General features: G+C 65.0%; 8 protein-coding genes. 4 read left to right on the top strand and 4 right to left on the bottom strand.

Annotated elements, in window-relative coordinates; translation table 11 throughout:
• Positions 1-123 precede the first annotated feature (123 nt).
• The 3 genes from lolA to XCSCFBP4642_RS0111105 form a co-directional block, all read right to left on the bottom strand.
• Positions 124-753 carry an outer membrane lipoprotein periplasmic chaperone LolA gene (lolA, locus tag XCSCFBP4642_RS0111115; RefSeq protein WP_029219843.1) on the bottom strand — a complete coding sequence of 210 codons (630 nt, stop codon included), beginning with the start codon at positions 751-753 and terminating at the stop codon, positions 124-126.
• Between the two features lie 107 nt (positions 754-860).
• Positions 861-2,786, bottom strand: coding sequence for a DUF3857 domain-containing transglutaminase family protein (locus tag XCSCFBP4642_RS0111110; protein WP_033898269.1), 1,926 nt, complete (start codon positions 2,784-2,786; stop codon positions 861-863).
• Positions 2,787-3,071: 285 nt separating this feature from the next.
• Positions 3,072-5,429, bottom strand: a complete 2,358-nt coding sequence (locus XCSCFBP4642_RS0111105; RefSeq protein ID WP_029219841.1) for a DNA translocase FtsK — start codon at positions 5,427-5,429, stop codon at positions 3,072-3,074.
• A 285-nt stretch (positions 5,430-5,714) separates the two neighbouring features.
• Here XCSCFBP4642_RS0111105 and trxB point away from each other — a divergent pair, with 285 nt between their 5' ends.
• The 4 genes from trxB to infA all read left to right on the top strand — a co-directional run bounded on the left by trxB (position 5,715) and on the right by infA (position 9,130).
• A complete protein-coding gene (gene trxB, locus XCSCFBP4642_RS0111100; protein ID WP_029219840.1) occupies positions 5,715-6,683 on the top strand; it encodes a thioredoxin-disulfide reductase in 969 nt (322 codons plus the stop codon).
• Positions 6,684-6,740: 57 nt separating this feature from the next.
• Positions 6,741-7,859: a GNAT family N-acetyltransferase gene (locus tag XCSCFBP4642_RS0111095; protein ID WP_029219839.1), complete on the top strand. Its 1,119-nt coding sequence runs from the start codon at positions 6,741-6,743 to the stop codon at positions 7,857-7,859.
• Between the two features lie 222 nt (positions 7,860-8,081).
• Positions 8,082-8,831: a leucyl/phenylalanyl-tRNA--protein transferase gene (aat, locus tag XCSCFBP4642_RS0111090; protein ID WP_029219838.1), complete on the top strand. Its 750-nt coding sequence runs from the start codon at positions 8,082-8,084 to the stop codon at positions 8,829-8,831.
• Positions 8,832-8,911: 80 nt separating this feature from the next.
• Positions 8,912-9,130, top strand: a complete 219-nt coding sequence (gene infA, locus XCSCFBP4642_RS0111085) for a translation initiation factor IF-1 (protein WP_002813418.1) — start codon at positions 8,912-8,914, stop codon at positions 9,128-9,130.
• Between the two features lie 200 nt (positions 9,131-9,330).
• Here infA and clpA read toward each other — a convergent pair whose 3' ends face one another.
• Positions 9,331-11,613 carry an ATP-dependent Clp protease ATP-binding subunit ClpA gene (gene clpA, locus XCSCFBP4642_RS0111080; protein WP_029219837.1) on the bottom strand — a complete coding sequence of 761 codons (2,283 nt, stop codon included), beginning with the start codon at positions 11,611-11,613 and terminating at the stop codon, positions 9,331-9,333.
• Positions 11,614-11,702 lie beyond the last annotated feature (89 nt).

The following is an 11,702-nucleotide window of genomic DNA, read 5'->3' as shown; positions in this document are numbered from 1 at the left end:
GCAGGCATCGCTCTTGTGCGGGTGCATCGGTCAGGTCACGACAACTGCCGCACGCTCGCAAGCACAGCCGCTCGCTGCACCATGCAGCATCATGCACTCATCTCGCGCGTCCCGCAGACGCTTCTACTGCGCGTCGCCCACCACGTCCACGCCCTGGGCCGGCGTATAGCGAAAGGTGTCTGCAGCAAACGCCGGATTGCGCTTCCAGCCGCTAAAGCTGATCGCAGTGCGCTGGCCGACCGCGTCCACCACGTCCATCCGGGCCAGGCCATTCTTGCCGAACCCCAGCGAGGCGATCTGGAAGCTGGCGTCGGTGTCCAGCTTGGGCGTCAACGACAACCATTGCAGGCCGTCGCGTGGCGCGGCTTCTTCGCTGACATCGTACTTCTTGTCCAGAAGCGCCGGGTCGATCAATGCAACCAGCGGGCTGTTCTGTTCTTCACTGCCCTGTGCGCGCACGGTGACCTGCTCCAGATCGGGGTCGAATACCCAGACCTTCGTGCCGTCGGCCACGATCAGCTGCTTGTAAGGCTTGGCATATTCCCAACGGAACCGACGCGGTGTCGCCAGTGCGACCCGCCCGCTCGAGGTTTCCTTGACCCGGCCGTTCGCGTCGGTCACCCGCTGACTGAACTGCCCATCCAGCCCCTTCAACCCTCGCGTGAAGGTGTCCAACTCCTGGCGCGCACCGGCAAACGCGGTGCTGGCAAACAGAGCAGTGGCGAGGACGGCATAACGGAGCTGGCGATGCATCGCGGTCTTCCAGAAGGACATGCGGTAGATTCTGATACTTCGCAGATGAATGGGCGAGCGCTATCGCACGACATGTTCAGATGGCAGCGTGTACGCGGCAATCCGCCTCATTGTGCCGTCTGCACCCTGGACAGATCGCCATAGACGATCTGCCCGCGAAACCCGCGCCGCACCTGTTGGTAGAGCTCGCGAAACGCGCGGTAATCCTGTGGCTGGCACAACGCCTGCGGCCCGCGCACGGCGGCACGCTGCAGGCGATGCACAGCGGTGACCGTCTGCCCCTGCCGTGTCCACTCAACCGTGTATTCGCCGGCGGCATTGCGAAAGGTGCTGCTGCGCGGAATGGCGATAATCGGCACCGTCTCGGGAAAGCTCACCACGTAGGTTTCCTCGCGCACGCTGTCGTTGCAGTAGAACGGGGTCAGATTGTCTTCGGCCGAGGTGGTCGTATAGACCGCGCGCGTGGATTCGGCACCTGGCATATCCGGCAAGGTCATGCCGCCGACCACCGAAAAGTCCACCGCGTCGCTGGCCTGGAAGGAGTAGCGATAGTTGAACGGCGTATCCAGATCCAGCGGATCGCCCTGGATCAGCAGATCGCCGGTGCCGACGAAGCCGGACTGGGCGATGATCGATTCTTCGATGCGGTTGCGGTTCTGCGCATTGAGCTGCGCGAACATCGCGCGCAACCCCACTTCGCCGGTCGGCCCGCTATCCAGCGTGGTCAGCCCTAGCAGCCCGCCCTGCGGGGTGAAGCGGTATTCGGTCCGCGCAACATAGCGATTGACCTTGCGGTCGTTCGGCGGCGTGTGGGTGAGCTTGCCGTCGCGCGTATGCACCACCGGCGCGCCCAGATCGCCGGCCGGCAGCTGGCCGAAGCGCGCATACGGGTTGGTGGAGTCGACGTACAGATCGAAGGCCGGGATATAGGTGATGGCGTGATTGAAACGCCCCAGCACCGGGATCGCCGGCAATGTCGGCCCGCCCTCGGCACCGATCAGGACCGGCGTACTGGCGATGCCCTTGGCCGCCAGCAACGCCTCCAGGATCACCGTGTGGTCCTTGCAGTCGCCATAGTGGTTGGCCAGGATGCTGTCGGCGCTGTTGGGCTCCAGCCCGCCATTGCCCAGGTACACCGCTACGTAGCGGATATTGCGCGCCACCCATTCGTACAGGGCCGCCGCCTGTGCACGCGGCTCGTCGATCCCCTTGGTGACCTGGTCGGCCAGTGCCTGGATCGCCGGGGTGACCGCTGCGGCGCGCCCGCCCTTGACGTGATACGCCAGGCCCATCTGCGACCAACTATCGAAAGTGCTGGCCATCAAGGTGGGGCTGAACTCCCAGCTCGCCGCGCTCCAGTTCTGGTTCTTCATCGGCGCGGCGCGCTGGTACCGCCATTCCCAGCGCGCCTGATCGCCGCGCACCACCGGTTTGGTGCCGCCCTGCAGCCCACGCACCGACAGATGCATCGGCAACGACTTCGGTGCCACCAGCGTGACCACCGCATCGTCGTACTGCGCAAAGACGCTGAAGGTTTCCCACAGGCTGAAATAGCCAGGGAAATACGGGGTGTTCTGCGCTCGCCGCACCCGGTAGACGATGCGCGCCCCCGGGGCCAGGTTCGGGAACACCACCACCTTGACCTTGCGGTCGGCGTACATCGCCGCCGAGGCGCTGGAATAGCTTTCCTGGGTATAGATCTTGTCGTTGGCCACCTCCTGGCGCAGGCCCTCGGCGGTGACGGTGTAGGCCTGAAGCACCTCGAGCGTTTCCATCTTCTCGCTATAGCTCAGGCGCACCTGGCTGAACTGCTCCACCGCCGACTTGGTCTTGAGCAGGATCTCGTATTCGTCGGTCTCCACGCTGCTGGCGTCCGCGCGCACCTCGTAGTCGGCGCGATAGCGCACGAAGCTGTAGTTGGTGTCGGCCTGGGCGCGAGCGGCCGCCGGGGCAGGCGTGGCCTGCTGCTGGGCCTGGGCCAGCAGCGGTGCGGAGTACAACAGCACGAGCAACAGCAAGGGACGATGCAGCATGGGTCTCGATCACGACAGGCCAAGGTGGCGCGTACTGCACAGGGTAGCCGTTGTGCCCGGCAATGACAGGCATGGACTTCCAACTCTGCCGCATCGTTGCGCATATAGACGCCACCGGCAACCGACGAGAGGCGCGGCGAACAACCCGGTGCGCGCACCTCGCCAGGCAAAGCGATGCACCCTTCGACCCAGGTCACGCAACCAACGCCTGCGGGCAACGCCGAGCCGCCATCGACCCGCAAAGGTCCGCTCCGGCGCGCTGCACGCCGGTAATGGTCGCGGCGCCTACTTCGGCGGCGGCGGTGCCAGCACGCTGCGGTCGCCGTTGTGCTCGGGCGGGCTGACCACACCGGCCGCTTCCATCGCCTCGATCAGGCGTGCGGCGCGGTTGTAGCCGATCTTCAAACGGCGCTGCACGCCGGAAATCGACGCGCGCCGGGTCTCGGTCACGATGCGCAGCGCCTCGTCGTACAACGGGTCCGATTCATCGCCGCCACCGCCAGTGCTTTCCGGCAGGCCGGTGGCGCCGACCACGGTGCCGTCACCCATCGTCTGCACTTCGTCCAGCACGCCTTCGACGTAGGACACCGGCCCGCTGGCCTTGAGGTGCTCGACCACCCGATGCACTTCTTCGTCGCTGACGAAGGCGCCATGCACGCGATCCGGCAGCGCCGTGCCTGGCGGCAGATACAGCATGTCGCCGTTGCCCAGCAGCGCTTCGGCGCCGGATTGATCCAGAATGGTGCGCGAATCGATCTTGGAGCTGACCTGGAACGCGACGCGGGTGGGGATATTGGCCTTGATCAGGCCGGTGATCACGTCCACCGACGGCCGCTGCGTGGCCAGGATCAAATGGATGCCGGCCGCGCGTGCCTTCTGTGCCAGGCGCGCGATGAGTTCTTCGACCTTCTTGCCGACGATCATCATCATGTCGGCGAATTCGTCGATGAAGATCACGATGAACGGCAGCGTTTCCAGCGGACGCGGCGCCTCGCCCAGCTCCGGGTTCGGCTTGAACAGCGGGTCCATCATCGGCTGGCCCGCGTCGATGGCGTCCTTGATCTTCTTGTTGAAGCCGGCCAGGTTGCGCACGCCCACCGCGCTCATCAGCTTGTAGCGGCGCTCCATCTCGGCCACGCACCAACGCAGGCCGTTGGCGGCCTCCTTCATGTCGGTGACCACCGGCGCCAGCAGATGCGGGATGCCCTGATAAACGCTCAGTTCGAGCATCTTCGGATCGATCATCAGCATGCGCAGTTCCTTGTGCGAGGCCTTGAACAGCAGGCTCAGCACCATCGCATTGACTGCCACCGACTTGCCCGAGCCAGTGGTACCGGCCACCAGCAAGTGCGGCATGCGCGCCAGATCGGCCACGGTCGGGCGGCCGGCGATGTCCTTGCCCAGGGCCAGCGTCAGCGGGCTGGCCGACTTGTCGTATTCCTTGGAGCGCAGCAGCTCGGACAGGAAGATCATCTCGCGGCTGACGTTGGGGATTTCCAGGCCGATCACCGACTTGCCCGGGATCACGTCGACCACGCGCACCGACTTCACCGACAGCCCGCGCGCGATGTCCTTGTCCAGCGAGCTGATCTGGCTGACCTTGATGCCCGGTGCCGGTTCGATTTCGAAACGGGTGATCACCGGGCCCGGATAGGCGCCGACCACCTGCGCCTCGATACGGAAATCCTTGAGCTTGAATTCGATCTGCCGCGACAGCGTTTCCAGGGTTTCTTCCGAATAGCCCTTGGCCTGCGGCTTGGGGTCGTCCAGCAGGGCAAGCGGCGGCAGATCCGAGCCATCGGTACTGACGCCCTGGAACATCGGAATCTGGGTATCGCGCTTGGCGCGTTCGCTCTTTTCCACCACCGGCGCCGGCGGCGGCTCGATCTTCACCGGCTCGCGCTTGGCCTGCTTGACCGCATCGACCTTGCGCACTTCCTCGCGCTCTTCGCGCATCACCCGGGTCTGCTGCCACTCGCTGGCCTGATGGGTCTTGCGCTGCATCAGCGGCCCCAGCGCCAGCACCCACGTGCCGATCCGCTCCATCACCGCGAACCACGACAACCCGGTGGCCAGCGTGATCGACACCAGCAACAACACCACCACGAACAGGTTGGCGCCCAGCGCGCCGAAGCCTGAGCTGAGCGAGCCGCTGACCAGCTTGCCAAGAATGCCGCCAGCCTCCGCCACCTCGCCCTGGAACAGGCGTAGATGCAGGAACCCGGTCGACGAGATCAGAAAGCCCACCATGCCGACAAGCCGCAGCGCCGGCCCAAGATCGCTCTGGCTCTGCTCCTCGCGCTCGCCGATCAGCGCGATCCAGGCCACCGCGCCCAGGATCACCGGCAACAGGAAGGCCACGTAGCCAAATAACTGCAGCAACACGTCAGCGGCCATGGCACCGAACCGGCCGCCCATGTTGTGGATCGGCGCGACCAGATTGCCGGTGCGCGACCACCCTGGATCGGTGGCCGAATAGGTAAACAGGCTGGCCAGCAGATACAGCAGCAGCGGCGCCACTGCGATCAATGCCAGATCACGCCACAGCTTCTGTCGGCGCGGATTGTCCGCCACCGCCGTCTTGCGCGACGACGCCTTGCCCTCTGCGGGCTTGCTGCTGCGTTCGGGAACCTGCTTTGCCACCTGTAGCCAGACCTTAGAAAAATGCTGTTAGTGGTTGATAATAAACGACTGCGGCTGCGGTTACAGTAGTCGGGCGAGCGCCGGCTGCCGCGGCAGGCGGCAGTCAACGAAAAACGCCGCACAAGGCGGCGTCGGACAAGCAATGTGGGGGGGCCATGCCATCTGCGGTTCAAGCAGTTCCATCGCGCCGCCTTGATTCACCGGGTGGGGACCGCCACTCTATGCCGCCACGGGGGCGCCAATCGTGCTGGCGCCATCCCACCAATTCCTAGATCGCGAGTATACATGAGCGCCTCTTCTGCCAGTCCCGCCAAGCATTCCCGCCTGCTGATCCTGGGCTCCGGCCCGGCCGGCTGGACCGCCGCGGTCTACGCCGCACGCGCCAACCTCAAGCCGGTGGTCATTACCGGCCTGCAGCAGGGCGGCCAGCTGATGACCACCACCGAGGTGGACAACTGGCCGGGCGACCCCCACGGCCTGATGGGTCCGGACCTGATGAACCGCATGCAGGCGCACGCCGAGCGCTTCGACACCGAAGTCATCTTCGACCACATCCACACCGCCGACCTGTCGCAGCGGCCGTTCCGGCTGATCGGCGATAGCGCCGAGTACACCTGCGACGCGCTGATCATCGCCACCGGCGCCACCGCCAAGTACCTGGGCATCCCGACCGAAGAGGCCTTCAAAGGCCGCGGCGTCTCCGCCTGCGCCACCTGCGACGGATTCTTCTATAAGGACCAGGACGTGGTCGTGGTCGGCGGCGGTAACACCGCGGTCGAAGAAGCGCTATACCTGTCCAACATCGCCCGCAAGGTCTACCTGGTGCACCGTCGCGACACCCTGCGCGCGGAAAAGATCATGCAGGACAAGCTGTTCGCCAAGGTCGCCGCCGGCAAGATCGAAACCGTCTGGCACCACGCAGTGGACGAAGTGCTGGGCAACGATGCTGGCGTGACCGGCGTACGGGTCAAGTCCACTATCGACGGCGGCACCCGCGACATCGATGCGCACGGCTTCTTCGTGGCCATCGGCCACCACCCCAACACCCAGTTGTTCGACGGCCAGCTGGCGATGAACAACGGCTACCTGGAGATCCGCTCCGGCCTGAACGGTGCCGCGACCGAGACCTCGGTGGCCGGCGTATTCGCAGCCGGCGACGTGGCCGACCAGCATTATCGCCAGGCCATCACCTCGGCCGGCTTCGGCTGCATGGCAGCGCTGGATGCCGAGCGTTATCTCGACAAGAGTGCCTGAGGTGACCATCGACCGCCGGTCGCGCCCTGCGACCGGCCTGCCCTGCGGGCAGCACGGATGAACGTCACCGCACGCTGGTGCCGTCGGCTGGACGAATTGCCGGCCGGCGCCTGGGACGCGTTGCACGATGGCACGCACCCCTTCATCGGCTACGCGTTTCTGGAAGGACTGGAGCGCGAGGGCTGCCTGCGCCCGGACTGGGGCTGGAACCCACTGCATCTGACCCTGTGGGAAGGCGACACGCTGGTCGCCGCAGCGCCGGGGTATCTGAAGAACAACTCGCACGGCGAGTTCGTGTTCGACCACGCCTGGGCCCACGCGTATGCGCGTTACGGGCAGGAGTATTTCCCCAAGTGGCTGTGCGGCGTGCCCTACTCGCCGGTGACCGGCCCACGCCTGCTGGGCGCGCCCAAGTGGCGGCCGCACCTGCTGGCGGCGATGCGCGAGCTGGTCGAGCGCAGCGGCCTGTCGTCGGCGCATGTGAATTTCCACCGGGCAGACGAAGACACCGCCTTTGACGGCGACTGGCTGGAACGCAACGACCTGCAGTACCACTGGCACAACAGCGCCGGCTGGACCGACTTCGAGGCATTCCTCGGCGCCATGGACCACAAGCGGCGCAAGAACATCCGCCAGGAGCGGGCCAAGGTGCAGCGCGCCGGTATCCGCCTGCGCGTGGTCCATGGCAACGACGCCAGCCAGGACGACCTGGCGGCGATGTACGGCTTCTATCTGAAGACCTTCAACGAGTACGGCAATTCGCCCGCACTCACGTCGCAGTTCCTGCGGCACCTGGCAACGGCCATGCCGCGCCAGCTGGTGATGTTCCTGGCCGACCTCGACGGCCGCCCGATCGCCGGCGCGCTGTGCCTGCGCGGCCACGACACCTTGTACGGGCGTTATTGGGGCGGCGACGCCCTGCCCGGCCTGCACTTCGAAACCTGCTACTACCAGGGCCTGGAATACTGCCTGCGCGAGGGCCTGACCCGCTTCGAGCCCGGCGCGCAAGGCCAGCACAAGATCGCGCGCGGCTTTCTGCCGACGCTGGTACGCAGCCGCCACTGGATCGCCGACCCCGGCTTTCGCGAGCCGCTGGCGCAATGGTGCGCGGACGAGCGCGTGGCGGTTGCCCACCATGCCCGCGAGCTGGCCGAGCACAGTCCGTTCCGAGACTGAGCCAGTGCGCCGACTTCAGCGGGCAATCCGCTGATCCATCCGCCCGAGGTAGATGCAAGGCAGAGTAAGAGTCGTCAGCAAAACTGCTGCGCAGCCGCCAGATGGACATGCCCGGTGTTCGGACTCGGCATGCACCATGCGCGACCCCAGGTGCTGAGCGCGTCGTCCACCCGCACCCGATGACTGCTCGCTACGTTCTGGTCGCCGCTCTAAACTCGCCGGATGTCGCGCGCCCTTCCCTTCCTGCTTTCCGCCGATCCCACCGCGCCGTTTCCGCCTGCCGAGCAGGCATTGCGCGAGCCGGATGGCCTGCTGGCGATCGGCGGCGACCTGTCGGTGCCGCGCCTGCTCAATGCCTATGCGCATGGCGCATTCCCCTGGTTCTCCGATGGCCAGCCGCTGCTGTGGTGGAGCCCGGACCCGCGCATGGTGTTCCGGACCGATGGCGTGCGCCTGTCCTCGCGCTTCAGGCGCCAACTGCGTACCAGCACGTGGACCGTGCGCGCCGACACGGCGTTCGAACACGTCATCGCGGCCTGTGCCGCGATTCCGCGCGCAGGCCAGGATGGCACCTGGATCACGCGCCCCATGCAACAGGCGTACGTCCGGTTGCACCACCTCGGCCATGCGCATTCGCTGGAGGTATTCGACGGCGCACACCTGGTGGGCGGCATCTATGGGGTGGCGATCGGCCGGATGTTCTTCGGCGAAAGCATGTTCAGTGCGCGCAGCGGCGGCTCCAAGGTGGCGCTCGCCGCCCTGGCTGCCGACCTGCATACGCGTGGATGGCCACTGCTCGATGCGCAGGTGGAAAACCCCCATCTACTGAGCCTGGGGGCAGAACGCCTGCCGCGGACTGACTTTCTGCAGCAGGTAAAGCAGCAGGTGGCGCAGCCGGAGCCGGCAGGCAGCTGGTCCGTGCGCTACGGCGAGCGGCTGGCGCGCGAGCTGTGCGAGGCGCGCTTAACATAAAATTTGCACCACCGGGAGATGGGGCGTAAAATGCCGTCCCTTACGGCCCTGTCGGGCCAGCCGTGATTGCACAGGATTACATGTCGAAAGACGACTCCATTGAATTCGAAGGCAGCGTCAGCGAGACGCTCCCCAACACCACGTTCCGGGTCAAGCTGGAGAACGGGCACGAGATCATCGCCCACATCTCCGGTCGCATGCGCAAGAACTACATCCGCATCCTGACCGGCGACCGGGTCAAGGTCGAGATGACGCCGTACGACCTCACCAAGGGCCGTATTACCTACCGCATGAAGTAAGCGGTTTTGGTGCTGAGACGCGAGGCGGCCCATGGCCGCTTTTTGTCGTGCCTGTCATTCGAAGTTTGGCGTCTACTCGGGGACTTGAGATTCTGCTGGTCACCTCATGGACGATAGATGGCCACTGATGGTTGCTACAGATCAGCAGGCATAAAAGAAGCCGCTCGCAAGAGCGGCTTCTTGTCGACCATGGCCTGCGATCAGTCGACCGTGGCAGGTAGCAAACGCTCCGGCTCTGGATGCGCCTCCACCACCAGCTCGCCATCCTTGACGTCGATGTTGACGCGACCGCCTTCCACCAGCTTGCCAAACAGCAGCTCGTCGGCGAGCGGACGCTTGATCTTCTCCTGGATCACGCGCGACATCGGGCGTGCGCCCATCAACGGGTCGAAGCCATGCTGGGCAAGCCAGTCGCGCGCGGTCGGGGTGGCCGACAGCGAAACATGCTTTTCCTGCAACAGCATTTCCAGCTCGATGATGAACTTGTCCACCACACGCAGGATGTGGTCGAAGCCCAGCGGCTGGAACTGCACGATGGCATCCAGACGGTTGCGGAACTCCGGCGTGAAGCCGCGACGGATCGACTCCATCGCATCGGTGGAATGGTCCTGCTTGGTAAAGCCGATCGACCGTCGCGATGCCTGGGTGGCACCGGCATTGGTGGTCATCACCAGGATCACGTTCTTGAAGTTGGCCTCGCGCCCGTTGGTGTCGGTCAGGATGCCGCGGTCCATGACCTGCAACAGAATGTTGAAGATGTCCGGATGCGCCTTTTCCACCTCGTCCAGCAGCAGCACGCAGTGCGGCGTCTTGACGATCTTTTCGGTCAACAGACCGCCTTGATCGAAGCCCACATAACCCGGAGGCGCGCCGATCAGGCGGCTGATCGAATGCGCTTCCATGTACTCGGACATGTCGAAGCGCACCAGTTCGATCCCCAGCTGCAGCGCGAGCTGCTTGGTGACCTCGGTCTTGCCGACACCGGTCGGGCCGGCGAACAGGAAGTTGCCGATCGGCTTTTCCGGATTTGCCAGGCCCGAGCGCGCGAGCTTGATCGAGCCGGCCAGCGTCTCGATCGCCGGGTTCTGCCCGAAGATCACCATCTTGAGGTTGCGCTCCAGATGCTGCAGCACGTCCTTGTCGGTCGCGCTGACCTGCTTGGCCGGAATCCGCGCCATCTTGGCGACGATGGTCTCGATCTCCTCGATATCGATCAGTTCCTTGCGCTTGCCTTCCGGCAGCAGACGCTGACGCGCACCGGCCTCGTCGATCACATCGATCGCCTTGTCCGGCAGCAGGCGGTCACCGATGTGCTTGACCGACAAGTCCACGGCCGCCTGCAGCGCGTCATCGGCATAGGTCACGCCGTGATGCGCCTCGTACTTGGGCTTGAGGCCCTGCAGGATTTCGAAGGTCTCGCCCACGGTCGGCTCGACGATGTCGATCTTCTGGAAGCGACGCGCCAGCGCACGGTCCTTTTCGAAGATGCCGCGGTATTCCTGGAAGGTGGTCGAGCCGATGCAACGCAGCTCACCCGAGGCCAGCGCCGGCTTGATCAGATTGGAGGCATCCATGGTGCCGCCCGATGCCGAGCCGGCACCGATGATGGTGTGGATCTCGTCGATGAACAGCACCGCGTTCGGCACCTTCTTCAGCGCGGTCAGCACACCCTTGAGGCGCTTTTCGAAGTCGCCACGGTATTTGGTGCCGGCCACGAGCGCGCCCAGGTCGAGCGAGAAGATCACCGCATCGGCCAGCACGTCCGGCACGTCGTTGTCGACGATGCGCTTGGCCAGGCCCTCGGCGATCGCGGTCTTGCCCACGCCGGCCTCGCCCACGTACAGCGGGTTGTTCTTGCGGCGGCGGCACAGCACCTGGATGGTGCGCTCGATCTCGTCGGCACGCCCCACCAGCGGGTCGATCTTACCGTTGCGCGCCTGCTCGTTGAGGTTGGTGGCGTACTCGGCCAGGGCATCGCCCTTGCCCTCGCCTTCCCCACCCTCGCTCTTGGGCTCGCCGTCGGACGCGGAGGGCTGCTCGCCGTCTTCGCCCAGCTTGGCGATGCCGTGGGACAGGTAGTTGACGATATCCAGCCGGGTGATGTCCTGCTGGTTCAGGAAATAGACTGCATGTGAGTCCTTCTCGCCGAAGATGGCGACCAGCACGTTGGCGCCGGTGACTTCCTTCTTGCCGGAGGACTGTACGTGGTAGACCGCGCGCTGCAATACGCGCTGGAAGCCCAGGGTTGGCTGGGTGTCGCGGCCGTCGTCTTCGGCAAGACGCGACACCGAGGCCTCGATGGCCTGCTCCAGGTCGTTGTGCAGGCGCAGCTGATCCGCGCCGCAGGCCTTGAGCACGGCCTGTGCGGAAGGGTTGTCCAGCAGCGAGAGCAGCAGGTGCTCGACGGTCATGAACTCGTGACGCGCCTCGCGTGCTCGCTTGTAGCACTGGCCGATGGTTTGCTCTAGGTCTTTGCTGAACATTGGTAACTCCGAACGGCTGTTGCCAACAATATGCGGCTTTTGTCGGGATTTTCCACAACCCTATCGAATAGGTATGTTCAGACGGCGTT

This window comes from Xanthomonas cassavae CFBP 4642, assembly GCF_000454545.1.
Taxonomy (GTDB): domain Bacteria; phylum Pseudomonadota; class Gammaproteobacteria; order Xanthomonadales; family Xanthomonadaceae; genus Xanthomonas; species Xanthomonas cassavae.
The sequence above is the reverse complement of the archived record's forward strand: the minus strand, read 5'-3'. Positions and strand labels throughout refer to the sequence as shown.

What these genes read in the sequence shown, in the direction of transcription:
- XCSCFBP4642_RS0111110 (WP_033898269.1), bottom strand. Translation starts at nt 2,786, where the DNA reads ATGCTGCATCGTCCCTTGCTGTTGCTCGTGCTGTTGTACTCCGCACCG.
- lolA (WP_029219843.1), bottom strand. Translation starts at nt 753, where the DNA reads ATGCATCGCCAGCTCCGTTATGCCGTCCTCGCCACTGCTCTGTTTGCC.
- clpA (WP_029219837.1), bottom strand. Translation starts at nt 11,613, where the DNA reads ATGTTCAGCAAAGACCTAGAGCAAACCATCGGCCAGTGCTACAAGCGA.
- trxB (WP_029219840.1), top strand. Translation starts at nt 5,715, where the DNA reads ATGAGCGCCTCTTCTGCCAGTCCCGCCAAGCATTCCCGCCTGCTGATC.
- infA (WP_002813418.1), top strand. Translation starts at nt 8,912, where the DNA reads ATGTCGAAAGACGACTCCATTGAATTCGAAGGCAGCGTCAGCGAGACG.
- aat (WP_029219838.1), top strand. Translation starts at nt 8,082, where the DNA reads ATGTCGCGCGCCCTTCCCTTCCTGCTTTCCGCCGATCCCACCGCGCCG.
- XCSCFBP4642_RS0111095 (WP_029219839.1), top strand. Translation starts at nt 6,741, where the DNA reads ATGAACGTCACCGCACGCTGGTGCCGTCGGCTGGACGAATTGCCGGCC.